26 protein-coding genes are annotated in these 24,049 nt (G+C 71.9%); 5 read left to right on the forward strand and 21 right to left on the reverse strand.

Annotated elements, in window-relative coordinates:
• The first annotated feature begins 32 nt into the window (after positions 1-32).
• Entirely contained in the window at positions 33-3,890 is a 3,858-nt protein-coding gene (locus Pma05_RS09270; RefSeq protein WP_203856908.1) for an NIDO-like domain-containing protein, read from the forward strand.
• 303 nt (positions 3,891-4,193) lie between these two features.
• On the opposite strand, the gene Pma05_RS09275 is transcribed toward Pma05_RS09270, so the two are convergent.
• The 18 genes from Pma05_RS09275 to Pma05_RS09360 all read right to left on the reverse strand — a co-directional run bounded on the left by Pma05_RS09275 (position 4,194) and on the right by Pma05_RS09360 (position 19,067).
• Positions 4,194-5,135 carry a hypothetical protein gene (locus tag Pma05_RS09275; RefSeq protein WP_203856909.1) on the reverse strand — a complete coding sequence of 314 codons (942 nt, stop codon included), beginning with the start codon at positions 5,133-5,135 and terminating at the stop codon, positions 4,194-4,196.
• Entirely contained in the window at positions 5,132-5,464 is a 333-nt protein-coding gene (locus Pma05_RS09280) for a PadR family transcriptional regulator (RefSeq protein WP_203856910.1), read from the reverse strand. The genes Pma05_RS09275 and Pma05_RS09280 overlap by 4 nt, the downstream gene beginning before the upstream one ends.
• A 325-nt stretch (positions 5,465-5,789) precedes the next feature.
• A complete protein-coding gene (locus Pma05_RS09285) occupies positions 5,790-6,506 on the reverse strand; it encodes a DivIVA domain-containing protein (protein WP_203856911.1) in 717 nt (238 codons plus the stop codon).
• A complete protein-coding gene (locus Pma05_RS09290) occupies positions 6,503-7,681 on the reverse strand; it encodes a globin domain-containing protein (RefSeq protein WP_203856912.1) in 1,179 nt (392 codons plus the stop codon). The genes Pma05_RS09285 and Pma05_RS09290 overlap by 4 nt, the downstream gene beginning before the upstream one ends.
• 2 nt (positions 7,682-7,683) lie before the next feature.
• The gene (locus Pma05_RS09295; RefSeq protein WP_203856913.1) at positions 7,684-8,109 is read right to left on the reverse strand and encodes a group I truncated hemoglobin; all 426 of its coding nucleotides are present in this window, start codon (positions 8,107-8,109) and stop codon (positions 7,684-7,686) included.
• Between the two features lie 294 nt (positions 8,110-8,403).
• Positions 8,404-9,045 carry a SanA/YdcF family protein gene (locus Pma05_RS09300; RefSeq protein WP_307836845.1) on the reverse strand — a complete coding sequence of 214 codons (642 nt, stop codon included), beginning with the start codon at positions 9,043-9,045 and terminating at the stop codon, positions 8,404-8,406.
• Between the two features lie 194 nt (positions 9,046-9,239).
• Entirely contained in the window at positions 9,240-9,878 is a 639-nt protein-coding gene (locus Pma05_RS09305; protein WP_372441443.1) for a MerR family transcriptional regulator, read from the reverse strand.
• A gap of 217 nt (positions 9,879-10,095) precedes the next feature.
• Positions 10,096-10,560: a bifunctional nuclease family protein gene (locus Pma05_RS09310; RefSeq protein WP_101365933.1), complete on the reverse strand. Its 465-nt coding sequence runs from the start codon at positions 10,558-10,560 to the stop codon at positions 10,096-10,098.
• 292 nt (positions 10,561-10,852) lie between these two features.
• A complete protein-coding gene (gene ftsR / locus Pma05_RS09315; RefSeq protein ID WP_203856916.1) occupies positions 10,853-11,560 on the reverse strand; it encodes a transcriptional regulator FtsR in 708 nt (235 codons plus the stop codon).
• A gap of 131 nt (positions 11,561-11,691) precedes the next feature.
• Positions 11,692-12,144, reverse strand: a complete 453-nt coding sequence (odhI, locus tag Pma05_RS09320; protein ID WP_101365931.1) for an oxoglutarate dehydrogenase inhibitor Odhl — start codon at positions 12,142-12,144, stop codon at positions 11,692-11,694.
• 214 nt (positions 12,145-12,358) lie between these two features.
• Positions 12,359-12,739 (reverse strand): glycine cleavage system protein GcvH, encoded by a 381-nt coding sequence (gcvH, locus tag Pma05_RS09325; RefSeq protein WP_203856917.1) that lies wholly within the window; start codon positions 12,737-12,739, stop codon positions 12,359-12,361.
• A 69-nt stretch (positions 12,740-12,808) separates the two neighbouring features.
• Positions 12,809-13,795, reverse strand: a complete 987-nt coding sequence (locus Pma05_RS09330; RefSeq protein ID WP_203856918.1) for a DUF881 domain-containing protein — start codon at positions 13,793-13,795, stop codon at positions 12,809-12,811.
• Positions 13,796-13,806: 11 nt separating this feature from the next.
• Positions 13,807-14,139, reverse strand: a complete 333-nt coding sequence (locus Pma05_RS09335) for a small basic family protein (protein WP_107255823.1) — start codon at positions 14,137-14,139, stop codon at positions 13,807-13,809.
• On the reverse strand, positions 14,136-15,038 hold the full coding sequence (locus Pma05_RS09340; protein ID WP_203856919.1) for a DUF881 domain-containing protein: 903 nt from the start codon (positions 15,036-15,038) through the stop codon (positions 14,136-14,138). The genes Pma05_RS09335 and Pma05_RS09340 overlap by 4 nt, the downstream gene beginning before the upstream one ends.
• Positions 15,035-15,676, reverse strand: coding sequence for a cardiolipin synthase ClsA (gene clsA / locus Pma05_RS09345; protein ID WP_372441444.1), 642 nt, complete (start codon positions 15,674-15,676; stop codon positions 15,035-15,037). The genes Pma05_RS09340 and clsA overlap by 4 nt, the downstream gene beginning before the upstream one ends.
• A 357-nt stretch (positions 15,677-16,033) precedes the next feature.
• Entirely contained in the window at positions 16,034-16,426 is a 393-nt protein-coding gene (locus Pma05_RS09350) for a DUF2267 domain-containing protein (RefSeq protein WP_203856921.1), read from the reverse strand.
• 86 nt (positions 16,427-16,512) lie between these two features.
• Positions 16,513-17,628 carry a golvesin C-terminal-like domain-containing protein gene (locus Pma05_RS09355; protein WP_239312041.1) on the reverse strand — a complete coding sequence of 372 codons (1,116 nt, stop codon included), beginning with the start codon at positions 17,626-17,628 and terminating at the stop codon, positions 16,513-16,515.
• Between the two features lie 281 nt (positions 17,629-17,909).
• Complete coding sequence (locus Pma05_RS09360) at positions 17,910-19,067, reverse strand: XdhC family protein (RefSeq protein ID WP_203856922.1); 1,158 nt, start codon at positions 19,065-19,067, stop codon at positions 17,910-17,912.
• A 255-nt stretch (positions 19,068-19,322) separates the two neighbouring features.
• Here Pma05_RS09360 and Pma05_RS09365 point away from each other — a divergent pair, with 255 nt between their 5' ends.
• Entirely contained in the window at positions 19,323-19,535 is a 213-nt protein-coding gene (locus tag Pma05_RS09365; protein WP_203856923.1) for a phosphatidylethanolamine-binding protein, read from the forward strand.
• Positions 19,536-19,594: 59 nt separating this feature from the next.
• Positions 19,595-20,047, forward strand: a complete 453-nt coding sequence (locus Pma05_RS09370) for a hypothetical protein (protein ID WP_203856970.1) — start codon at positions 19,595-19,597, stop codon at positions 20,045-20,047.
• A 67-nt stretch (positions 20,048-20,114) separates the two neighbouring features.
• Here the strand turns inward: Pma05_RS09370 and Pma05_RS09375 are convergent, their stop codons facing one another.
• A complete protein-coding gene (locus Pma05_RS09375; RefSeq protein ID WP_203856924.1) occupies positions 20,115-20,342 on the reverse strand; it encodes a hypothetical protein in 228 nt (75 codons plus the stop codon).
• A gap of 213 nt (positions 20,343-20,555) precedes the next feature.
• On the opposite strand from Pma05_RS09375, the gene Pma05_RS09380 reads away from it, so the two are divergent.
• Positions 20,556-21,209, forward strand: a complete 654-nt coding sequence (locus tag Pma05_RS09380) for a DNA glycosylase family protein (protein WP_203856925.1) — start codon at positions 20,556-20,558, stop codon at positions 21,207-21,209.
• 21 nt (positions 21,210-21,230) lie between these two features.
• Here Pma05_RS09380 and Pma05_RS09385 read toward each other — a convergent pair whose 3' ends face one another.
• Positions 21,231-21,383: an amidophosphoribosyltransferase gene (locus Pma05_RS09385; RefSeq protein ID WP_203856971.1), complete on the reverse strand. Its 153-nt coding sequence runs from the start codon at positions 21,381-21,383 to the stop codon at positions 21,231-21,233.
• 197 nt (positions 21,384-21,580) lie between these two features.
• Between Pma05_RS09385 and Pma05_RS09390 the strand changes: the two genes are divergently transcribed.
• On the forward strand, positions 21,581-22,669 hold the full coding sequence (locus Pma05_RS09390) for an SRPBCC domain-containing protein (protein ID WP_203856926.1): 1,089 nt from the start codon (positions 21,581-21,583) through the stop codon (positions 22,667-22,669).
• A 7-nt stretch (positions 22,670-22,676) separates the two neighbouring features.
• Here the strand turns inward: Pma05_RS09390 and Pma05_RS09395 are convergent, their stop codons facing one another.
• On the reverse strand, positions 22,677-24,035 hold the full coding sequence (locus tag Pma05_RS09395) for an exo-beta-N-acetylmuramidase NamZ family protein (RefSeq protein ID WP_203856927.1): 1,359 nt from the start codon (positions 24,033-24,035) through the stop codon (positions 22,677-22,679).
• Between the last annotated feature and the right edge of the window lie 14 nt (positions 24,036-24,049).

A 24,049-nucleotide genomic window follows, 5' to 3' on the forward strand; every position in this document is an offset into this window, starting at 1 on the left:
CACCGCCTCCCTTCCACCGTGACGAGGTCTCCATGCCCAGCCCGCTTTCCCGGCGACTTGCGTCCGTGCTCACCGCGCTGCTCGCCGCCACCCTGCTGCCCACGCCGACACCGGCCGGGGCGGCGCCGCCCGGTGCCGCCCCGGCCGACCGCCTCCAGCCCGCGGCCCGACAGGCGCTCACCGGCGGCCGGACCGCCGACCTGATCGTGGAGTTCACCGAGCGGGCCGACCTGAGCGCGGCCCGTGGCCTGCGCAGCCACGGCCAGCGCACCGGGTACGGCCGGAGCGCCCTGGCCGCCGTCGCCGAACGCAGCCAACGTGACGTTCGCGACCTGCTCACCGCCCGGAAGGTCCGCCACCAGCCGCTCTGGATCGTCAACGCCGTGCACGTCACGGGCGCCGACGCGAAGCTCGCGGCGGAGCTGGCCCGCCGGCCGGAGGTGCGGACCGTCCGTACCGCCCGTACCTTCGCCGCGCCGAAGCCGACCCCGACCCGGACCGCCGCCGCGGCGGCCGGGGTCGAGTGGAACATCGAGCGAATCCGCGCCAACCGGGTCTGGTCCGAGTACGACATCCGCGGCGAGGGCATCGTGGTCGCCAACATCGACACCGGGGTGCAGTACGACCACCCGGCGTTGGTCCGGCAGTACCGGGGCAACCTCGGCGACGGCCGGATGGACCACCGCTTCAACTGGTACGACCCGTACGGGGATTGCAGTGGCGAGCCGTGTGACACGAGCGGCCACGGCACCCACACGATGGGCGCGATGGTCGGTGACGACGGTGAGGGCAACCAGGTCGGCGTGGCCCCCGGGGCCCGATGGGTGGCGGCCCGGGGCTGCTTCGCCGACGGCTGTAGGGAGCTTGCCCTGCTGCTGGCCGGCGAGTGGGTGATGGCACCGTTCGACGACACGCTCCAGTTCCGTCCGGACCTGGCCCCGCACATCGTCAACAACTCGTGGGGCTCGGACGTCGGTGGGGACCCGTTCTTCCAGGACGTCGTGCGGCGGTGGACCGAGGTCGGGATCATGCCGGTGTTCGCCGCCGGCAACGCCGGCCCCGACTGCGGCAGCGCGGGCTCGCCGGGGGACTACCCGCTCTCGTTCGCGGTCGCCGCGTTCGGGAGCGACAACGCCATTGCCGACTTCTCCAGCCGGGGAGCGGCCGGCGCGGCCGAGGTCAAGCCGGACATCGCCGCTCCGGGGGTGGCGATCCGCTCCACCGTGCCGGGCAGCCGGTTCTCGTCGTACGACGGCACCTCGATGGCCGCCCCGCACGTGGCCGGCTCGGTGGCCCTGCTCTGGTCGGCCGCGCCGGAGCTGATCGGCGACGTCGCCGCCACCCGCGCGCTGCTGGCCGGCGCCGCGATCGAGACGGCCGACCTGAGCTGCGGCGGCACCGCCGCCGACAACCCGGTGTGGGGCGAGGGCCGGCTGGACGCGTACGCCGCGGTGACGGCGGCGCCCCGCGGACCCCGCGGAACGCTGACCGGCGTGGTCCGGTCGACGGCCGGGCAGCCGGTGTCTGATGCGCTGGTGCGGATCACCGGCGGCAACCGCACGGAACGGGTCACCCGCACCGACGCGACCGGCCGCTACACGGTGACCGCGCCGCCCGACGACTACCGGCTGACCGTGGCGGCGTTCGGCTTCACCGAGGGAGGTACGTCGATTCGGATCACCGCGGACGCGACCACCACCGGTGACCTGACGGTCAACGCCCTGCCCCGGCACACGATCCGTGGCGTCGTCCGCGATCCGGGTGGCACCGGCGCCCCGGGTATCGCGGTCCGGCTGCTGGCCACGCCGCTGCCCACCATCCCCACCGGAGACGACGGCAGCTACCGGATCGACGACGTGCCGGTCGGGTCGTACCGCCTCACCTTCGGGTCCGGCCGCTGCCTCACCGCCGGCAGCCGGTGGGTGACGGTGGACGGCGACGAGACGGTCGACCTCGAACCGCCGGCCGAGGTGGACGCTCAGGGCTACCAGTGCAACGGTACGGACGCCGGCTACGTGGCCGGTACCGATGTGCTGCCGCTCACCGGCGACGACGAGTCGCTGCGGGTCACGCTGCCGTTCACGATGCCGTTCTACGGGCGTTACCAGAGCAGCGCGTGGATCGCGACGAACGGCTTCCTCTCCTTTGACAGGGCGGCCGACAACTCCATCAACCGCGAGGTGCCCAACCCGTCCATCCCGAACGCCGCGATCTTCGGGTTCTGGGACGACCTGGTCGTCGACGCCCAGGCCAGCGTCCGTACCGCGAGTTTCGGCAGCGCGCCGGACCGGCGGTTCGTGGTGGAGTGGCGCAACGTGACGTTCTACGACGAGCCGGAGCGAGTGAGCTTCTCGATCGAGATGTTCGAGTCTGGCGACGTCGTCGTGCACTACGGGGACCTGTCGGCCGGCGCGTTGGCCCGGGGCGCGGGCGCCTCGGTCGGGGTGGAGAACCAGGCTGGCACGGTCGGCCTGGAGTACTCCCGCGACGTGGCGGCACTCCGGCCGCACACGGCGATCGCCTTCCGGGCCGCCGGGGCGATCCACGGCACGGTGACCAAGCCGGACGGCTCGCCAGCCGATGGTGCACTGGTGTCGGCGACGACCGGCGACTCGGCGGCGGTCACCACGACCACTGCCACCGACGGCATCTACCTGCTGCATCTGCCGCTCGGCACCTATCAGGTGGAGGTAACGCTCGCCACGTTCGGCGTGCACCGCTCCACGGTGGCACTGGACACCAGCGGCGCCCGGGTGGTGCACGACGTCCGGTTGGCGCTCAACGAGCGGGTGGTCAGTGGCGTGATCCGCGATTCACTCGGCGCGCCGGTGCGCGGCGCCCGGGTACGCCTGCAGCATCCGCGGTTCACCACGCCAGCGGTGACCACCGGGGGTGACGGGGCGTACCGGTTCGAGAAGGTGCCGGAGAACGACACCGCGACGTACGTCTACGCCAGCGTCGACGGCTGTCAGCGCGACGGCCGACTGTACCTGCCGGAGATCATCGGCGGGGACGTCGTCGGTGATGTCACGGTCGTCGCGCCCACGGGTGTGGTGGACGGCGCGGACAGCTACGGCTACCAGTGTCTGCTGGGCGGGGTGGAGCAGAGCTTTGCCACCACCCCGGTGGCGGTCGACACGGCGGCCGGCCCGACCGCCGTCGCCCTGCCCTTCCCGTTCCGGTTGTACGACGAGTCGTACTCCACCGCGTACGTCTCCGCGTACGGATACCTGACGTTTCTGCCCGCCACCTACCAGAGCGGCTCGAACTCGACCCTGCCGACGACTGTGTCGCACCAGCCCGACGCGGCGGTCTACGGCTTCTGGGACGGCCTCACCCTGGACGCGACCTCGCGGGTCAGCTTCGGGACGGCCGGCAGCGCCCCGAACCGCCGGGTCATGGTGTCCTGGCAGAACGTGCTGCTGGGCGACGCCGCCCGGGCGAGTTTCGATATCGTGCTGCACGAGAGCGGACGGATCGACATTCAGCACCGGGCGCTGCCGGACACCCCGGCCGGACGTGGGCGCTCGGCGACGGTGGGAATCGAGGATGAGTCCAGCGACCAGGCGCACGAGTACCTGTACATGGACGAGCGTCTGCGGTCCGGGCAGTCGATCCGCTATCTGCCGCCGGGCACCGTCACGGGGCTGGTGACGGACGCCGTGACGGGCGCGCCGGTGGCCGGGGCGACGTTGGAGTTCCTGCGCCTCGACGACGTGGAGGAGCAGGTCACTACCGACGCGGCCGGTAGGTACACACTGCGCGCGCCGCTCGGCACGTACGCGGTGAGGGTCCTTCGGACCGGCTGGTTCGGGGCCGACGGTCAGGTCACGCTGGACCTTCCGTTCGGCACAGTGCACCGGAACTTCGCGCTCGACGCCGTGGGCTGATGCCCGATCGGGGATCGGTCAGCGATGAGGTCGTGACGACGAGGCGGCCCCGCCGTTGACGATGGAATGTCGAGGAACCATTCCTCGGCGGCGGCCAGACGCGCCCACGGGTCGGAAACCTAGGGGCCGCCTGGCGGTGTCAGACGTCCGCCCTGCCCCCTCCCCCCGAAGGGAGGGGGCAGGGTTGGGTAGGGCAGGGGTCGTGTGAGTCTCACGCGTGACACCGGGGCGGCCGGCGGCGTGCCAGCGCCTGTCCGATAGAGGCGAGGGCGGTCACCGGAGCCGATGACCTGCTCACTCCCGCTAGGTGCGGGCCTGGCGGCGGAGGCCGAGGGCGCCGCCGGTTAGCAGGGCGATGGCCCCGATGACGAGTGTCCAGAACCACGTGACGCCAAGAACCTCGGGCTGATCCCAGGCGCCCAGGGCTCCGAGTGACAGCATGGCGATGATCAGCGGGATGAGCAGCACCCCGGCCGCGATGGTCGCTCGCGCATCGACGGCAACCCATAGCAGGAAGCCGGCCATCACGACGACGGTGGCCCCCGGTTGCAGGCCGATCGTCACGTCGTAGTCCGTGGGTAGCAGAAACACCGCGACCGGCACAGTGAGCAGCCAGGCCACAGGCCGCCGCGTGCCCGGCGCCGGCCAGAGAATCAACGGCACGATCAACAGCACGGCGAGCGGCAGCGGCCAGAGGGTCGAGTCAGTCATGGCGCCGTCGCGGACGAACTCGATCGGTGGATAGTGGCGCTCACCGGTGACGCTGTCTACGCCGACCGAGACGAGGCGCAGAACGACCAGCGCCGCGGCGAGCGCGCCAAGCGTCGCCAGTAGGCCCAGTACGTATCGCCCGCCGGCTACCGCGACGACCGCCAAGGCGGCGATGACGGTTACCAGTGGATAGATGAGCTCAGGTGGGTATTCCACGCCGTCCGTGACGATGCGGGGAAGGACTCTGCCGGTCTCGGCCAGGCTGCCGGCCGTGGCATACACCAGCAGCAGGAGCACCGCCAGGCGCAGCGACCCACGCAGGCCCCGGCTTGTCGAACCCGCGTCGTGCGTCCTGGCACGGGTTTGCAATCCCCTTAGGACCAGCATTGCCCCCTCCCGCACCGTTGGGCGCCGCTGATCAGGGCCGGCCGCCTCCATGAGCGTGCCGATCATCTCAGCGCCACGCTCACGCCGGTAGCGCTTCGGGTACGCCAACAGCAGCCGGTACCGCGCCTCGAGTACCTCCTGAGTCATGCCGGCCTCACCACCCGAACGGCCAGCGCCGGTCGGTCGGTCACGACGCGCGCAGCCTGGATCATCCGATCGGCCTCGGCTCGGAGCACGGCGGTGCCCTCCTCCGTGAGGTTGTAGTAGCGGCGGGCCCGCCCGTTGACCACCTCCTCCTCGACGACGTGTAGGAGCCCTTCGGTGCTGAGTCGATCGAGCGCCGCGTAGAGGGTGCCAGCCGCCATGCGTACCCGACCTTCCGACAGTTCCTCGGCGCGCTTGATGATCGCGTATCCGTGGAGTGGGCCGTCCATCAGCGCGGCGAGCGCGAAATAGCTCTGTTCGCGGATAGTCATGACGAAAGGATATCTAGCTGAACTGAGTATGGCAAGGTTGGTGCGATAGAGGGCGGAAACGACCACACATGGCTGACACGCTCCAAGGCAAGAGTTCCGCACGGCGCGCAAGCGCCGTACAGCAGCGAGATCCCCCGAACGGCCAAACAGAGCGGCTCGACTTCCTCGTCACCCAGATCGCTGGCACCAGGTGGACCGGCCACGAGGTGAGGGAAATCGAAGGGCCAAGGATCGCGTCGCCCGGCCGGCGGCCCCCACAGCCGCCGGCCGGCCCAACACGCATACCAGGGCCGGCCCACCACCGGACCGGGCCAGGGCCGGCAGCTCACATCTGCCGCGGATGCTCCGGACGCGGCGACAGGGCCGGCCGGGCCCCACCCGGCGGTGTGTTGCCGATCCCCGGACTCGCCTCCCGGACGATCCGGTCCATCGTCCGGGCCAGATGCTCACTGCCGTCGTCGAGATGCCGGGCCGCCGCCTGCATGTGCGAGATCATCATCTCGCCGAAGATCCGCAGCGCCTCCCGGGTCGCGACCGTGTCGTCGAAATTCGACCCGGCCGACGCCCGATAGTCCTGCACCGCCCGCTCCGCCTCGGCCCGGGCGTCCTCGGCCGCCGCCCGCAGATAGTTCTCGTACTGCACCCGGGCGTACTCGGCGACCCGGCGGGCGTAGTCGTGCGCCTGGGCGATGATCTGCTCGGCCTCCCGCTGCGCCGCCGACAGCAGGTTGACCTCCTTCGACCCCGGCAACTGCGGCCGGCTGCTGGCACTCGGCAGCACCCCGTGCCGGTGCAGCTCCACATGGTCGTGCAGCCGCTGGTTCTCCGCCCGCAGGTCCGCCAACTGGGTCGCCAACAGGTCCAACTCGTCGGCGACCTGGTGCCGGAACCGGTCGACGTCCCGGTCGTCGTAGCCACGCCGGGTGAACGACGACGTCGAGAACTCCCACCGCCGCACCCGGTCCGCCGTCATCCTCACCCGGGGACTCGGACCCGACAGCGCCGTGGCGCGGTCGTACTCGCTGATCGGGCTGACGCTCACTGCGTACCTCCGTCTGCCGGCCTATGCTCCTGCACCTCGCCGATCCGCCGCCCGGGCGAATACCACTGCCCACCCAGCGCCTCGTAGTGCAGCTGCCCGGCGTGGTAACCCGCCTGCGCCAGTCCGGAGACCGAGCCCGACACCATCGGATCGGACCCACAGACGAAGACGTGCCGGTTGCGCCAGTCGCCGTCGGCGAGGGCGCGGTCCACCACCTGGACGAACTCTCCGGGCCGCGACGGGTCGGCATTGACCACGTACGTCACCCGCAACCATGGGTACGACGCCACCAACTTCTCGGTCGCGTCGACGTCGTAGAACTCGGTACGGGACCGGGCGCCGACATACGCGTCGACCCGCCGGCCGCCGCCCTCGGCCGCCGCCTGCTCCACCAGCGCCTTCAACGGCGCCCAGCCGGTGCCGTTCCCCAGCAGCAGCAGGTCGGCACCGCCGGACGCCTGGCGCAACGTCAGCCGCTCCCCCACCGGGGCCGCCAGATGCACCTGGTCACCGACGCTGGTGCCATACACCAGCCGGGAACTCACCGCCCCGCCCGGGGCCGCCCGCACGTGCAGCTCGATCGTGCCGTCGGCGCGGGGCGCGTTCCCGGGTGAGTAGAAGCGCCACGCCCGGTTCGCCGGACTCGACACCCCGATCGACTGCCCCGCCTCGAACGGCAGCAGATACTGCGGGCGCAGCGTCAGTACCGCGATGTCGAACGTCCGCGGCTCGTGCGCGACGACCTCGCCGACCCACCACGGCGGGCTGACGTTCTCCGCCGCCGTCGCACCGTCCGACATCACCTTCGCGACCAGCCCGTACGCCGCCGTCCAGTCCGCGGCCAGCTCGTCGGTCCAGTGCTCGCCGAGGAAGTGCGCCAGGGTGGCCAGCAGCGCCTCCCCGACCGCCGGATAGTGCTCCGGCCGGACCGCGAACTTGCGGTGGTCGGCGCCGAGGGAGGAGAGGAAGCCGACGAGCTGCTCCACCTGGTCCACGTTGGACACGATGTGACCGAGCGCGGTGACCAGCCGGTCCCGCTGGCCGGCCATGTTCGTCGGGAACATCTGCCGGACGTCGGGATGGGCGAGGAAGAGAGTCGAGTAGAAGTAGAGCGGCACCTGGTCGCCGTGTCCGGCGACCAGGTGCCAGCTCTGCTTGAGACGAGCGACGTCCACGGTCAGACGCCCGCGGAGGTGCCGCTCGACACCACCTGGTCACGCACCGAACCCAGCGTCGCCCGCACGTCGTCCAGGATGTCGTCCGGCACGCCGAGCCCGGTCAGGGTGTCGACCAGGTGCACACCGACCCGGGCGTAGTGCTCGTCCGGGATGTTCAGCGGCTGATGCGCCTCGGCCAGGCCCCGACCGGCGTAGGTGTTCGGCCCGCCGAGCACCACGGTCAGCATCAGCACCATGTGCCGCCGCTGCTCCTCCATGTTCACCGAGGTGAAGTAGCCGGCCAGCTCGGGGTCGACGAGCACCCGGTCGTAGAACAGCCGCACGGCCGCCTTGACCGACTCCGCCCCGCCGATCCGCTCGTAGTGCGTCGGCTGGGGAGCCGAACCGTTACCGCTGGTCGTGGCGCCGTCCGCGGGGGATGACACGGCGCTGTCATGTGGATCCGTCACGGTCTTCCTTCCAGCGCGAGGGGGATCGCGCGGCGTGTGGGGGTGTAGCACCGACAGTGCCGAACCGACGGGCCGACGGGCGACACTGGGTGGGGACACTACCCCGCCCAGCCGTTCTGTGTCATCCAACCCGAATCGGGGTCATCCATACCCAACCGGCTCGGCAATCATCGCGCTCGATCCGAACCCGGACCATCATCCCCATCGGACACCGCGCCGGCCACCCCGGGGTCACACACCTCGACGATCCTCCACCCCACCGACGTACCGTCAGCCGGCCAACGCGTCCCGGACCCCCGGTTCGGCCGGACCCAGGAACACCGGATCCCGCCCACTCAGCACGTCGTAGACCGCCTTCACCGCCGCGAAATTCTCCCGGAACCCGCCCCACCGCCAGGCCCGCTCGAACCGGCGTACCGAGTCGTCGCCGACACCGACGGCGTCCAGACCCACCCGCCGGCACACCGTGACCGCCCGCTCGACGTGGAAGCTCTGGGTGACCACAATGGCCCGATCGACCCCGAAGACCCGACGAGCCCGCGAACACGAGTCATAGGTGTCGAACCCGGCATGGTCCTGCACCACCAACCGGGCCGGCACACCCCGCTCCACCAACCAGCGACTCATCGCACCCGGCTCGTCGTACGCCCAGCTCCGGTGGTCGCCGGAGACCAGGATCGCCCGGATCTTCCCCGCCGCCAACAACTCCTGCGCCAACCCCAACCGGGCGGCCAGGAACGCTGCTGGAGTGCCGTCCGGATACACCCGGGCACCCAGCACCAGCGCGACCGGCGCCGCCGGAACATCGGCCAGCGGAAACACGTGCTCCCGCGCCGACTGCCGCACCCAGACCACACTGCCGACCACCGACACCGGCAACAGCAGCGACGCGGCCAGGACCCCGAGCAACACCCGGCGACGCCAACGGCGCCCAACGGTTCGACGCGGACGGTCGGACCCGGACGACTCCGGCGACGAAGCAGACGGCATACCGCCAATTATGCGATAACGATCAAGACGGACGGCGGCGGGAGACGAGCCACCAACCCACCCCGCGCCCCGGCGGGTACACCCGGACAACCCCGACCCCGACGGCCGGGGACGGGTCAGCCCGCGCGCCGGCGGGCCCGACGGGCCGCCAACTCGTCGCCGGCCTCCACCGCGGCCGGCTCCGGCGACTCCCCCGCCAACGGCGTCTCCCCGGCCGGCTCCGCCGGCAGATGCGACAGCGAGCCCTGGACCTCCTTGAACGCCCCACCGATGGCGATCCCGAACACCCCCTGCCCACCCTGCAACAGGTCGACGACCTCCTCCGGAGACCGGCACTCGTAGACCGTCGTCCCGTCCGAGATCAGCGTGATACCGGCCAGATCCGCCACCCCACGCGACCGCAGCGCGTCGATCGCCCGCCGGATGTTCTGCAACGAGACCCCGGCGTCCAGCAGCCGCTTGACCACCTTCAGCACCACCAGGTCCCGGAACGAGTAGAGCCGCTGCGTCCCCGACCCCGAGGCGTCCCGCACACTCGGCACCACCAGCGCCGTACGCGCCCAGTAGTCCAACTGCCGGTAGCTGATCCCGACGGCGTGGCACGCCGTCACACCCCGATAGCCGACCGAACCGTCCTCCACCGACGACCCGGCACCCGGGTGATCCTCCGCCACCCGACCAGACCCGTCGACACGCCGCTGATCCGTACCCTCGAAACTCGACCTACCCGGATCAGGGTCCTGTGGCTCATGCATCGGACAACCTCCCCGCCCGTGCGGTGACACGTCGTTTCCGGGACGTGCACCCCTCGACAGGCCCAACCCTATAGCCCGGCTGGAGGGTTGCCCCGCAGGAAATGCCGCGACACGCCGCACACGGGGATCACCGCAGGGTTACCCCACGGCGAATCGATCGTTACCCGACCGACAGAAACACGACCACCCGCCGGGGCAACCGCCACCGACCGACAGGTCAGCCGGCGAAGTCCTCCGGGCGGACCTGCTCCAGGAACTCCCGGAACTTCTCCACCTCGTCCTCCTGCTCGTCCGGGATGATGATCCCGGCCTCGGTGAGCACCTGCTCCGCACAGCGGATCGGCGCACCCACCCGCAACGCCAACGCGATCGAGTCCGACGGCCGCGCCGACACCCGCAGACCGTCCCCGATCAGCAGATCGGCGTAGAAGACGTTCTCCTTCAACTCCACGATCTCCACCGCCCGCAGCGGCGCCTGCAACGCGGCGAGGATGTCCCGGAGCAGATCGTGGGTCAGCGGCCGGGCCGGCTTGACCCCCTGCTGCTCGTAGGCGATCGCGGTAGCCTCCACCGCCCCGATCCAGATCGGCAGATAACGGTCGCCCTCGACCTCTCTGAGCAGGACGATCGGCTGGTTGGTGGGTAGCTCCACCCGAACCCCGACCACGCTCAGCTCGCGCACCGCCGCCTCCGTGTCGCCGTCGTCTCGTTCCCCACCACCGCCCTGCGGCGGCCGATGCTACCCGCCGCCGGAGCCGGTATGCCCCTTCCCTGCACGGTACACGGGCTCGGATAACACCGCCCCACCCGCGCCGCCCGCAACCGCCGCACCGCACGGGTTACCCCGGGAAGCGTACGCCACGCACACCGCCACAGATCTTTCCCGCCGGCCGAGTGCGCCAGGCCACACCGGCCCCACCCGCGGAACCCACCGGACAACCACCCCAGGACGGCACTATCAGCCGCCCCGGCCGTCACCGGCCCAACGTCCCGCGCAACCCCGCCCGGACCAGCGCCGCGTGCAGCCGCTGCGACAGCCCCACCAGCTCCCGCGCCACCTCCGCCGCCCGCGCCCGGGCCGCCGGATCGTTCTGCCGGGCCAACGGCGCCACCAACTGGGCGAACAACCCCACCTCACGATCCGCCGCCGTCCGGTAACCCCGCAGATGCCGAGGCTCCAGCCCGTACGCCGCCAACCCCGCCACCGCCTGCGCGATCACCAGCGCGTCCGCGTCATACCAACCGGGTGGCTGCGACACCACCAGACCCATCCGCTCCAACTCGGCCAGCAACCGCTCGCCGAGCCCACTGCGGGACAGCAACTCGGTCCGGTCCAGTCGGGTCTCCGACGACTCACCGACCGGGGCAGCCAGCTCCCGACCCGGCACCTCGCCGTCCGGCCCCACCGCCACCAACGACGGCCGGTGCCGCTCCGACCCCGGCAACCCGTCCCGATCCGCCTCCGCGAGCTGCTCCCGGATCACCCGCAACGGCAGGTACTGGTCACGCTGAGCGGTCAACACGAACCGCAACCGCGCCACGTCGTCCCAGCTGTACTTGCGGTAACCCGCCGGCGTGCGTTGCGGCTCGACCAGACCCTCGGACTCCAGAAAGCGCAGCTTGGAGATCGTCGTGTCGGGAAACTCCACCCGAAGCTGCGCCAGCACCTCACCGATACTCATCAGAGAACCCTTTTCAACCTCCCCCTGCGGTCCGTCGTGGCCGCGGGTGGAAGTCGGAGGTGGAAAAAAGTTCGTTGGCTGGCCCCGAGCCGCCGCCCCCGGGCCGGGAACAGCCGCCGCCGCACGCTCGCTCACCCCCGGACGGCCCCCTCCTCCGGACGCGGACCGGCGATGAAGACCAGCCGGAACTTCCCGACCTGGACCTCGTCACCATTACTCAGCGTCGCCGCCTCGACCCGCTCCCGATTCACGTACGTCCCGTTCAGGCTGCCCACGTCCCGGACGGTGAACGTGCCACCGTCCCGGTGGAACTCGGCATGCCGACGGGACACCGTGACGTCGTCCAGGAAGATGTCACTGTCCGGGTGCCGGCCACTCGTCGTCACATCGTGGTCCAGCAGGAACCGGGCGCCGGCATTCGGGCCACGCCGAACCACCAGCAACGCCATACCCGGAGGCAGCGAACCTGACATCCGGCTCGGTACGACGTCGGTCTCGGGCCCCTCCAACATCTCGTCGAGAGAACCAAGGTTCAGCGTCGATGTGACGTCGAGTGGGGGGAACTCGTCGTCTGGGCGCGTCATTGGGACCACCTCACGGATCTGTTCGGTCGGCGTCGGGTGTGACGGGTCTGGCCGCCGGGCGCCCTCGATGCCCAGCGGCTGGCTCCCCCGTGCCCGGGAAGGCATTTCCGCAACGCGCAACTATTGGTTCTCGGTCGACTGGGCGAGCCTAGCCAGCGCCGAAATACAGGGCAACCAGACGCGCGGACACAACCACGCGCCGGCCTCACCACGATCAGCTCTCGGTCAGCTCCCGATAGGCGTCGGCGGTCAGCAGACCCGCCACCGCCGACGCGTCACTGGGCGCGATCTCGACCAGCCAACCCGAACCGTACGGGTCGGTGTTGATCACCTCAGGGGTGTCCGTGAGCTGCTCGTTCCGCGCCACCACCGTGCCGGTCAACGGGGCGTAGATCTCCGAGACACTCTTCGTCGACTCGACCTCGCCGAACGATTCGCCGGCCTGCACCGTCGCACCCTCGTCGGGAAGCTGGACGTACACGATGTCGCCAAGCGCGTCCTGCGCGAAGTGGGTGATGCCCACCCGCACCGGTCCGCTGCCGTCGCCAGCCACCCACTCGTGCTCGGCGGTGTACCGCAGGTCCTCAGGAATCACCAGACGCGTCCTTCTTCGTCGCACCACCCGATAACCGGGACGCCGAGTCGCCGCCCCGACCGCACCCGGTCAGGAGACCGGACGCGCATGTTGCAGATCCTTCGGCGGGCTGAGGGCCGTCACGTCGACCACCTCCCGCTCCTGGATCGCCACGTTACCGCCGTCCCCGCTGACCGATGCCACCACCCCGCCCGGGATGTTCAGTGCGGTTTGCATCGTCTTCGGATCGCCGATGACCGTGATCATGTACGGTCCGGTCAACCGCCGTCCACTCACCGAGATGCCGCCCTCCGCGTCGAGGAAGTACGTCGACGCGATGATCCGCACCGTGGCACCGTCACCGCCGGAGATCTGCATCGCCTCCGCCCCCGCGCCCCGCAACTCCTGCACCGCGTCCAACACCCGCGACGCCGCCACCGGCTTGCTCACCGGCATGAAACTGACAGTCAACCCCGGCCCCCGGGCCGGCAACGTCCCGGCCAGGATCCCCAACTCGTCCGCCCGACGGGTCGCCTCGTCCAACGCCGCCTGCCGCCCCTCGGCACCCGAGTTCAACTGCCGCTGGCTCTCCTCCAGCCCCGCGATGTCCTGCCGGACCCGCTCCTCCTGCGCGTCCAGGTCCGACAGGATCCGCACCAGGTCCTCCTGGCGGGTCGTCTCCAGCGACGCGTCCGTGGAGTTCGTCCGCAACTGCACCACCAGGGTGAACCCCAACAGCGCCAGCAGCACCCCGATCATCGCGTTCGCCGCGGTCAGCCGGGGCAGCAGCCGTCGACCCGCCGACACCGGCCCGGCCGGCGGCTCCGCAGCCTCCGCGGACGGGATCGGCACCGTCTCGTCGTCCCCCGGCAACGGCACCGTCGGCCCGTCGTCCGTCGTCGACAGCCGCACCGTCGGCCCGTCGTCGGCCGAGACCTCGCCCCGGTCGACGACCGGGTCCGCGCCGCCGGCCGTCGCGTCCGGCGACTTCGGGGTACCAGGGTCCCGGCCCGGCGCCGAACCATCCGACCGCCCAGCCGCCTCGGCCGGGCCGTTCCGCTCGCTCGCTCCCGCCATCGCCGTCGAACCTACGCCCGGAACAGGTGCCGGCGAATAGCCGCCACGTTGCCGAAGATCCGGACACCGAGCACCACCACGACACCGGTGGACAACTGCCCACCGACACCGAGCTGGTCACCCAGGTAGACGATGATCCCGGCGACCAGCACGTTCGAGATGAACGAGATCACGAACTGCTTGTCGTCGAAGATCCCGTCGAGCTTGGCCCGCACCCCACCGAACACCGCGTCCAAGGCCGCCACCACGGCGATCGGCAGATATGGCTGGAGCGCCGACGGAACCGTCGGATCCAACCAGACGCCGAGCAACACCCCGGCGAGCAACGCGAGCACAGCGATCATCGGCCGCCTCCAAGCGGACTCGGGGATCCCCCGCCACCCGCCGACGACCCGGACGGCGTCGGAGTGGGCTCGGGCGAAGGAGTGGCATAGCGCAGCCGCGGCTCGGTCGCGGCCGGCAGGGTCAGGTCGTCGACCCTACGGAACTCGAACGACATCCCGTGCTCCTCGGAGACGCTCTCCAGCAACCGCGCCGCCGCGCTGTCCCGGAACCGCCGCTCCAACTGGCGGGGACCGATCGCGGACACCTCGTACGGGCCGATCACCGGCTTGAAGTCGACCAGGATCGCCCCACCCGCCGCCCGGATCGTCGAGGTGGCGGTCAACCGCTGTCCGTTGATCGAGACCGCCTCCGCCCCGCCGCTCCAGAGCGCGTTCGCGATGTCCTGGAGGTCCCGGTCGAGCACCCGGCCGAGATTCGTCCCACCGGCACCGGTTACCGCGTCCGACTCGTCCGGGGCGTCCGCGACCCGCACCACCAGGCCGTCGCCGCGCACCCGGCCCAACCCGGTGGCCGCCTCCAGATTCCGCAGCCTCGCCGCCGCACTACCGGAGAGCGCGGCGTCCCGCTGCCGGAGCACCTCGGCCCGCAGCCGGTCGGCCCGCTCGGTCAGCGCGGCGTTCTCCGCCTCCCGCTGCTTGATCTGGGCCACCAGGCCGGCCCGGGCCTCGCTGCGGCTCGGCTCCGCCGCCATCGTCTGGCGGTAGGCCATCGCCAGCAGCAGCCCCAGCACCACCAGGGTCACCAGGGTCACCGCCCGGGGCGTCGACCGGCGCCACCCGGTGGCCGGGGCGTCCCGCCGGCGCCGCTCGGCCGCGTCGGCGTACCCGGGGTCGAGGGGGTTCTGGAACAGCTCGGTGAGGAAATCGGGCGTGTACGTCCGCCTGCCCGGCCCGGTCATCCCGCCTCCGCCCGCGCCGCCCGGATCAGCCGACCCGCCTGGATCAGATAGAGCCCGCCGGCCAGCCAGTAGAGGCCCAGTCCCCACAGCGCCAGCCCCCAGCCGATCGCCCCGGCGACGGTAGCCGCCCCGGGCACCGTAGCCGCGAGCAGCAGTACCGGAAAAGCGGCCAGCAGTACGAACGTCGCCGTCTTGCCCAGATAGTGCACCGGCGGGGGCTGGTAGCCGTACCGGCGCAGCACGGCGAGGTTGACGGTCATCACGGCATCCCGGGCCAGCAGCGCGACGGTGAACTGCCACGGCACCACGTCGCGTACGGTCAGCGCGATCAGGGTGGCCAGGATGTAGAGCCGGTCGGCGACCGGGTCGAGCAGCTCGCCGAGTCGGCTGACCTGGCGCAGTCGCCGGGCGACGAAGCCGTCCACCCAGTCGCTCATGCCGCCGACGGCGAGGACGACCACGGCGGCCACGTCCGCCTCGGCGACCAGGAAGAGATAGAGGAAGAGCGGTACGCCGAGCAGTCGGACGAAGCTGATCAGGTTGGGGACGGTGAGGATCCGCCCCGTCGAGCCGGCAGGCCCGGCGGCGGCGTCACCGGTTGGCTGGGCGTCATCCGCCCGCGCCGGCCGACGCGACACCGAACCTCCCTCCGCGCCACGGCCCGGCGTCCGCACCATGGCGGAGGACGGTCCAGAAACCGATGCGCGCTCCGACCGACCTCTCCCCGGCAGGCTGACGCATTCCGGACGAGTTGACGGCACCTGACGCAGCCCCGGTTACGGCCCTTTCGGCTTCCGTGGCTGCTCAATTGCCGTGCCACTATATCCGGCCCGATTTTGGCGCGGCCGGCCGTGTCCCGGTGTCTTCGTGTTTCTGTCGTTCCGGTGTGCCAGTGGGCACACCCTGTAACGCATCCTAGGACGCTAGTTCAATGGGATCGGCTTGGGGCCGGGCAGGGTCGGAGCGGGGAGCGGTGCGAACTCGGAACGGCGGGGTCAGCCGCTCAGGCCGGCGCGGCCGAAGAGTGCGGCGTACCCGGACGGGAGCTGGGTCAGCACGTCGTTGAGCTCTCCGCCGGAGACGGCCTCGGCCACGGTGCACAGCACCGCGCTGGCGTCCCACTCGGCGGTCCGGGCGGTCGCCCCCGCCCCGGTGGCGACCCGGGCCAGGAACTCCCGCGAGCCGAACGCGCCCGCGGCGCCCTGCCCGGCCGAGATCAGGGTGGCGGCCAGCGGGCCGGGCAACTGGGCGGCCAGATCCTCCGCCTCGTCCGGGTGCAGCCGCTGGGCGAGGATGCCGAGCACCAGGTGGGTCACCCGTTCCGCCTCCGCCGGATCGGCGTACTCGCCACGGTCGCGCACCTTGGCGACGAACTCGTCGTACCGCACTCCCCCACCCCCGTAGCCGGCCTCCGGAACGCCGATACCCGCCGGCACGCCGATGATGCCTCCGGCGGGTATCGGGCAGCTACGAATCAGACCCGGGTGACCCGGACGGCGTCGGCGATCACGTAACCGGCGGCGCCACTCCACCGGCTCACCCCGACCACGTTCTTGTCACCGGCGGTCAGCGTGAAGTTGCCCAGCGAGCGCCACGCCCCGCCGCCGGTGCTCTGGTCCACCACCACCGTCTGGTTGCCGCTCTTGGCCAGCACGATGTACGGAGTGGCGGTGTTGTAGCCGGCGATGCCCGGATACCAGGCGTCGACCCGGTACGTCCCCTCGGCCGGGATGTTCACCTTGTAGTAGGCCACGTCGCTGATCGCCTCCGGGTTGGCGTACCGGTAGTCGGCGCCGTACCGCTCGGTGGAGTACGTCGAGGTGAGCCAGTTGGCGCTGGCGGTGAACCGGCCGCTGGTGGTGTTGTCGACGATCGCGCTGAACGCCGGCGGCGGGGTGGTGCCCCCGTCGAGCGCGTCGGCGACGTCGGCACGCAACTGCGGGAGCATGCCGTAGAGCACGTTGCCGGGGCAGGCGGTGGCGATGTAGTCCCGGTGCCCGTAGATCCGGGACGCGGCGATGCCGTACTGGTCGCAGATGTACGCGCAGAACTGCACCAGGCTGTCGTAGAGCGCGGCCGGCGGGGTGGCGCTGGTGTAGGTGCCCTCGTTCTCGATCCCGATGCCCTTGTCGTTCTGCCCCGGGCAGTGCGCGCCGACCACCATGCCGCTGCCGGCACGCAGCCGGGTGAGGCTGTTGTGCCGGCCCTCCATGATGTAGCCGCCACGACTGATGGTGAAGTGCTGCCCCGAGTCGGCCCAGCCGTTGCCGTCCATGTGGAAGCTCTGGATGCTGCGGGCCATCGCGAACGCCTGTGCCTGGGTGTAGTTGGTGGTGTTCGCTCCGGCGGTGTGGTGGATCACGATCTTGTCCGGCGAGGACGAGATCACGCTGAGCGCGCCCGGCGACCGGGCGCCCCAGGTGGCGCAACTGGCGATGGTCGGCACGGGTACCGCGAGCGCGGCTGCCTCGTCGGGCGCGGCCAGCGCCGGTGGTGCGCCGGCGATCGACAGGCCGCCGGTCGCGGCGCCGACGCCGAGGAAGACCGCGCCGCGTACGACGTCGCGGCGGGACAGGGGGTTGCCGGTCACGGTGGACCTCCAGGTGAACGGGGGTTGAAGGTTTCTTTGATGACGGCCGGGCAGACTGAAGGAATTCTTACCAGAGGATCGACGTCCGCCGCTAGAGCCTGATCCATCCGGGATACCGGCCCATTCCGATAGCGGGGTGCCGCCGGCAACGCGCCTGGCCGAGTTCGACGCCTCGGAGTCTTGGACACCGACCGACCCAGGACGCGATCCGACGCCACCCGCCGGCGGTCGGGCGGTGGTCGGCCGCCGGGCTCGGCGGGGAGGCTCGGCTGCGATCCGGGTCAGCCGACCGGGGCCGCCTCGCCGGGTACCGGCACCTCGTGGTGGATCCGGCCGGAGAGCGCCGACAGCGGGCTGCCGGTACCACCCCAGCGGCCGGCGACGACCTCGGCGGCGATGCTGACCGCGGTCTCCTCCGGGGTACGGGCGCCGAGGTCGAGCCCGAGGGGTGAGGAGAGCCGCCCCAGTTCCGCCGCGGAGAGACCGGCCGCCCGCAGCCGGGCCAGCCGGTCGTCGTGGGTACGCCGGGAGCCCATCGCGCCGACGTAGCCGAGCGGCAGCCGCAGCGCCACCTCCAGCACCGGTACGTCGAACTTGGGATCGTGGGTCAGCACGCAGACCACGGTCCGGGCGTCCACCCGGCCGGCCTCCGCCTCGGCCCGCAGGTAGCGGTGCGGCCAGTCGACCACCACCTCGTGCGCGTCCGGCAGCCGGCGCGGGGTGGCGAAGACCGGGCGGGCGTCACAGACCGTCACCCGGTAGCCGAGGAACGTGCCGATCCGGGCCAGCGCGGCGGCGAAGTCGATCGCCCCGAACACGATCATGCGGGGCGGGGCCGCGTACGCCGCGACGAAGAGCAGCAGGTCGTCGCCGCGCCGCTGGCCGTGGTAGCCGTACCGGAGGGTGCTGGTGCGGCCGGCGGCGAGCAGGCCCCGGGCGTCGTCGGTGGCCGCCGCGTCCAGCCGCGCGGTGCCGAGGGAGCCGGCGGTGCGGTTCGGCCAGACCACCAGCCGCCGGCCGAGCCGCCCGGCCGGGTCGGAGTCGCCGGCCGACACGCAGGTCACCACCGCGACCGGCTCGCCGGCCCGGATCGAGTCGGCCAGCTCGGCGAACTCGCCGTACCCGGTCGGGTCGACCCGTTCGACGTAGACGTCGAGAATGCCTCCGCAGGTCAGGCCGACCGCGAACGCGTCGTCGTCGCTGACCCCGTACCGTCGCAGTGCCGGCTCTCCGGTGACGGTGACCTGCTGGGTCAGGTCGTAGACCGCGCCCTCGACGCAGCCGCCCGAGATGCTGCCGACCGCCGCGCCGTCCGGGCCGACCAGCATGGTGGCGCCGGCCTGGCGGGGCGCGGAACGCCAGGTCGCGACGACCGTCGCCATTCCGACCGGCTCGCCCGCCCGCCACCACCGGTCCAGTTCGTCCAGCACGTCACGCATGACCCGCTCACCCGTACCCGTTCCGCCGTCGGCCGGCAACAACCCACCTGTCGGGCTCCCGCACGGTTACCGGGCCAGCTCGCACCATCCGTCGATCGTCCCATATGTCCGATCACTCGGGGTCGGGCCGCCCCATTCCGCACTGCGAGATTACGTGGGCCGGCACGCGCCGTCGGGGGCGTCACGCTCCGTGAATGGCCTGGACCCGTGCGGGTAGACCAGCCGGGACGGCGCCGACACGACGGGAGGCAGCCCATGCCAGGACCACGACCGGGCAGCAACGCGTACGACGTGGAGCGGGCCCGACTGCGCAAGCGCATCGACGACTCCGGCCGGGGGACAACCGACCGGAAGGCCGACGACACCGCGAACCGGTATCTCCGGGAGGACAGCGGTCGGCCGGGCTTCGTCCGGGGCGAACGAGGGCTCGGCCCCAAGGGCGAGCGCGGCCGGGGAGAGCCGAAGTGACGGGGTACGTCTCCGCCCTGCTGGAGCGGCCGGCACCCGGTGGTCCGGTCAGCGACGCGGTGGACGGGGCGATCGCCGGAGCGGTCGGCAGCGTGGCGCTGAACATGGTCACCTACCTCGACATGGCGCTGCGGGCGCGACCAGCCAGCAGCACCCCGGAGGAGAGCGCCCAGCGGCTGACCGAGAAGCTGCACATCGGTCTGGGGCCCGAGGACCGGGCGGCGAACCGCCGCTCGGGCCTCGGGCCCCTGCTCGGCTCCGCGACCGGCGTACTGTCCGGTGCCGCGCTCACCGTGATCGGGCTGCGGCGGCTCCCCGGGCCGGTGGCGGCCGGGCTCTTCGGTGCCGGCGTGATGCTGGCGTCGAACGGCACGCTGACCGCGCTCGGCGTCAGCGATCCGCGCCGGTGGAGCCGGACAGACTGGCTCTCCGACATCGTGCCGCACCTGGCGTACGGGCTGGCCGTTGTCGCGACGCTCGGACAGCTACGTCGCGGCCGGTACCGACGGTGACACCCGGTACGAGGGATCCCGCCGGGGTGCCGACCGTCCAGGACGGTCAACCGCACGCCGGATCGGATCAGCTGGACTCGACCCGACGCGCCCCGCTCCGGCCCGCGGCATTCCGGTCCGGGTCCTCGGCGACGGGCCGGGCCGACGGGCCGTACGGGGACACCTGCTCGGGCGGGATCCGCCGACCGGCGCCGCCCCGGACCCGGGTCGGGTCACCCGGGCGCGGACGTTTGCTCTCCTGCACCGTCGGGTTCAGTTCGTTGCGACGCATCTCCGGCTGCTGCACGTTCGTCATCGCCGTCCCCTTCCGCCGTCGTACCGCTCGATGGTGGGCGCCGGCCGACGGTGGTCCGCCGACCGGCGGGGTGCCCCGGGGGTTCGCAACCGACCCGGTTCGCCGAGCGCGTCACGCACACCCGGGTACCCGGCACGGGATTACCCGGTGCGGGTGCCGCCATTCGGTCGCCCGCCCTGGTGCGCGGAGCGGCTGCGCGGGTAACCGGACGAAATGAACCGTGACCGCGCACTGGTACGGGTGCTGCTGGACCGGCAGGGCCGCACGTACGCCGACGAGGCGGGCATCCGGCTGGCCGACCGCCCCGGCCCGCTCTACCAGTTGTTGGTGTTGACCACGCTGCTCAGCACCCGGATCCGGGCGGGTGTGGCGGTGGCCGCCGCCCGGGAACTCTTCGCCGCCGGCTGCCGTACCCCGCAGGGCACGGACGCGCTGAGCTGGCAGGACCGGGTGGACGCGCTGGGCCGGGGCCACTACCGGCGCTATGACGAACGGACCGCGACGATGCTGGGCAACGGGGCGCGGCTGTGCCTGGAACGCTGGAACGGCGACCTGCGCCGGTTGCACCGGGAAGCCGGTAGCGACCCGAGCGCGCTGCGCCGCGAACTGACCCGGTTTCCCGGTATCGGGCCCACCGGGGCGGACATCTTCCTCCGGGAGGCTCAGGCGGTCTGGCCGGACGTCCGCCCGTACGCCGACCGCCGGACGGTGAACGCCGCCGGCCGGCTCGGTTTGCCGTCCACACCGGACAAACTGGCCAGACTGGTCGGCGGCGCCGATTTTCCACGACTGGCCTCCGCGCTGGTCCGGGTCTCCCTCGGCCAGCAGTCGATCGGCGAACTGACCAGGGCGGCGGGCGCCCGCTGACCGGCCCGCCCGGGTGCGCGGTCAGCTCACCGGCTTGCCCGAGGTGGGTCTGGTCAGATACCAGACGATCAGTCCGGCGGCGACCGCCAGCAGCAGGACGGTGTTGGTGACCCCGTCTCCCCCCTCGCCGGTGCTGCCGAAGTAGATGACGGCGAGCGCGGCGCCGATCGACAACAGGGTCCGCAGTCCCTTGTTCTTCACACAAATCATACTAATTACGGCAGGGCTGCCCTCTTCCGGAAATCGGCCCAACAAACCCCGATCCGGTGACCCGGACCGGAGGTCCGCACGGCCGACGGGTAGCGCGTACGGAGGTCGGTCCGGCGGGGCCGGGACATCCGAGGCGACCGATGGCCGTACAGTTTTCCGCCGTGACCGAAATCCGGACCAGCGTCGAGCTGCGCCATCCCCCGGAGCGGGTCTGGCGGGCCCTCACCGACCGCGAGCTGCTGCCGAAGTGGTTCGCCGCGATCGAACCACGACCCACGTCGATCAGCCGGTTCGAGCTGCGCCCCGTGGACCTGCCCGAACTCGACGAGCTGATCGTCATCGAGCTGATCGAGGTCGACCGGCCACACCGGATGGTGCTGCGCTGGCCGGAGGAGGGCCAACCGACCCGGCTGGAGTGCGAGCTGACCCCGACCGCGGAGGGCTGCCGGCTGACCGTCGTGCAGGGCGACGACGAGGAGCCCTGGCTGCCGGCCGACCCGGCCCGGCGCGAGGAGTGCTACCAGGGGCTGCTCGACACCCGGCTGCCCGCCGTACTCGACTGGTTGGCCTTCCGGGAGGTGGACCTTCCCGTACCGACCCAGGTCATCGGCGCCGTGCCGGCCGGACGGGCCGGACCGGGCCGGCGGTCCCGGCGCCGCCTCGGCGCCGGGATGGCGGCGCTGGCCCTGGCGGTCGGCGCGGTGGTCGTGGTCGCCGGCCTGGCCCGCGGGCGGGGCGACGACTCGCCGTCCGGAGCGGCGGCCACCGCCGCCAGTGCCGCGCCGAGCACGTCATCGGGTACGACCACTCCGGTCGCCCGGACCCCGGCCAGCGGTGTCACCCCGGTGCAGCCCAGCCGGCCGGTCCCGCCCAGCGCCACGCCGCGCCGGACGTCGCCGGCCGCCACGACCAACCCGCCCAGGCCGGGCCAGCCGAGGCTGACCGCCGGGTACAGCACGCTGAACACCGAGCTTTTCGGCTTCCAGGGCGAGGTGGTGGTGACCAACGACGGCGACGCGACCGCGACCCGGTGGACGGTGGTGATCGTCCTGGCCGGCGGCGCCCAGGTTTCGGCCGCCACCGGGGCGGAGAGCTTCCGGCAGGAGGAGCAGCAGGTCACCTTCACCGGCGCCCCGCTCGCCGCCGACAGCTCGGCGACGATCCGGTTCGACGTAGACCGCGCCGGCGCGCTCGCCCAGAAGCGGCCGACGAGCTGCGCCGTGGGCGACCAGCCGTGCGCGGGGCTGTGACGCCGGGTCAGTAGAGCAGGTACGGCCGGCGGCGGCGGTCGAACTCCGCCAGCTCGGCCGACCAGGCGCCGACCACGTCCGGCACGTCCGCCCCGGCGTCGATCATCGTACGCAGCCGGGTGGAGCCGGTGAGCTTGTCGATCCAGTACGGCCGGGCGGTGTCCCAGGTGTCCGCCCGCCAGGCGAAGGCGGGATATTTCCGGGACTCGACCAGCAGCGCCACCCCGGTGCGGATCGGGTCGAACCGGGCCGGGTCGGTGACCTTCACCTCCACACCCGCGCAGAGCTTGTTGAGCAGGGCCGGCTTCTGCCCGGCCGCGGTCGGCGAGAAGTACGCCTCCCGGAACTCGACCCCGGGCAGGTCCCGGGCGACGAGCCGGTCCACCAGGTGGTAGTCGAAGTCGGTGGCCAGGCCGCCGATCAGCTCGAACGGCCGGGTGGTGCCCCGCCCCTCGGTCATCGACGCCACCCCCTCGAACATGCAGGTGCCGGGATAGGCCAACGCGGTGTCCGGGGTCGGCATGTTCGGGCTGGGCAGCACCCACGGCACCCCGGTGTCGACGGCGAAGTCGCCCCGGCGCCAGCCCTTGCACCTGATCACCGTCAGGTCGACCGGCCGGCCCGCCTCGGCCGGCAGGAACTCGCCGTTGTAGAACCGGGCCAGCTCGCCGACCGTCATGCCGTGCTGCTGCACGATCTCCTTCTTGCCGACGCCGGAGGTGAACGGCGTGGTCATCATCGGCCCGTACGCCCGCCCACCGATCGGGTTCGGCCGGTCGAGTACGACGTACCGGATGCCGAGCCGGGCGGCGGCGACCATCGAGTCGTAGAGGGTCCAGATGTAGGTGTAGAAGCGGGCGCCGACGTCCTGGATGTCGAAGACGACGGTGTCGACCCCGGCCTGGGTGATCAGTTCCCCCCACTTCGCCTGCGTGGCGCCGTACGCGTCGTAGACGGTGACGCCGGTCCGGGCGTCGATCCCGGTCCCCTCGCTGCCACCGGCCTGTGCCGAGCCCCGGAACCCGTGCTCCGGCCCGAACGCGGCGGTGAGCCGGACCCGGCCGGAGGCGTGCATCAGGTCGACCAGGTGGCGGTAGCGGGCGTCCACTCCGGTCGGGTTGGACAGCACCCCGACCCGCTGGCCGGCGAGGGCGGCGAACCGGGAGTCGACCAGCACGTCCAGGCCGGTGCTGACCCGCCGGCCGGACCCACCGCCACCCTGCGCACCGCCACCCTGCGCGCCCGATCCGGAGCGGTCCGCCCCGGTGTCCGGGGCGGCCGAGGCGGTGGCGCCACCGAGGGTGCCGGCGGTCGCGCCCAGGGCGCTCACGGCGGCGGTGCTGGCGAGGAATCTTCTGCGTTGCACGGCGGCCTCCCGGG

Source organism: Plantactinospora mayteni (genome assembly GCF_016862935.1).
In the GTDB taxonomy this organism is placed as follows: Bacteria; Actinomycetota; Actinomycetes; order Mycobacteriales; family Micromonosporaceae; genus Plantactinospora; species Plantactinospora mayteni.

Excerpts from the sequence above, each read along its gene's own strand:
- Pma05_RS09340 (WP_203856919.1), bottom strand. The coding sequence starts at position 15,038 with ATGACCGGGCCGGGCAGGCGGACGTACACGCCCGATTTCCTCACCGAG.
- Pma05_RS09360 (WP_203856922.1), bottom strand. The coding sequence starts at position 19,067 with ATGCGTGACGTGCTGGACGAACTGGACCGGTGGTGGCGGGCGGGCGAG.
- odhI (WP_101365931.1), bottom strand. The coding sequence starts at position 12,144 with ATGACGCGCCCAGACGACGAGTTCCCCCCACTCGACGTCACATCGACG.
- ftsR (WP_203856916.1), bottom strand. The coding sequence starts at position 11,560 with ATGAGTATCGGTGAGGTGCTGGCGCAGCTTCGGGTGGAGTTTCCCGAC.
- Pma05_RS09365 (WP_203856923.1), top strand. The coding sequence starts at position 19,323 with ATGCCAGGACCACGACCGGGCAGCAACGCGTACGACGTGGAGCGGGCC.
- Pma05_RS09275 (WP_203856909.1), bottom strand. The coding sequence starts at position 5,135 with ATGACTCAGGAGGTACTCGAGGCGCGGTACCGGCTGCTGTTGGCGTAC.
- Pma05_RS09375 (WP_203856924.1), bottom strand. The coding sequence starts at position 20,342 with ATGACGAACGTGCAGCAGCCGGAGATGCGTCGCAACGAACTGAACCCG.
- Pma05_RS09380 (WP_203856925.1), top strand. The coding sequence starts at position 20,556 with ATGAACCGTGACCGCGCACTGGTACGGGTGCTGCTGGACCGGCAGGGC.
- Pma05_RS09270 (WP_203856908.1), top strand. The coding sequence starts at position 33 with ATGCCCAGCCCGCTTTCCCGGCGACTTGCGTCCGTGCTCACCGCGCTG.
- Pma05_RS09335 (WP_107255823.1), bottom strand. The coding sequence starts at position 14,139 with ATGATCGCTGTGCTCGCGTTGCTCGCCGGGGTGTTGCTCGGCGTCTGG.
- Pma05_RS09280 (WP_203856910.1), bottom strand. The coding sequence starts at position 5,464 with ATGACTATCCGCGAACAGAGCTATTTCGCGCTCGCCGCGCTGATGGAC.
- Pma05_RS09330 (WP_203856918.1), bottom strand. The coding sequence starts at position 13,795 with ATGGCGGGAGCGAGCGAGCGGAACGGCCCGGCCGAGGCGGCTGGGCGG.
- Pma05_RS09305 (WP_372441443.1), bottom strand. The coding sequence starts at position 9,878 with ATGCATGAGCCACAGGACCCTGATCCGGGTAGGTCGAGTTTCGAGGGT.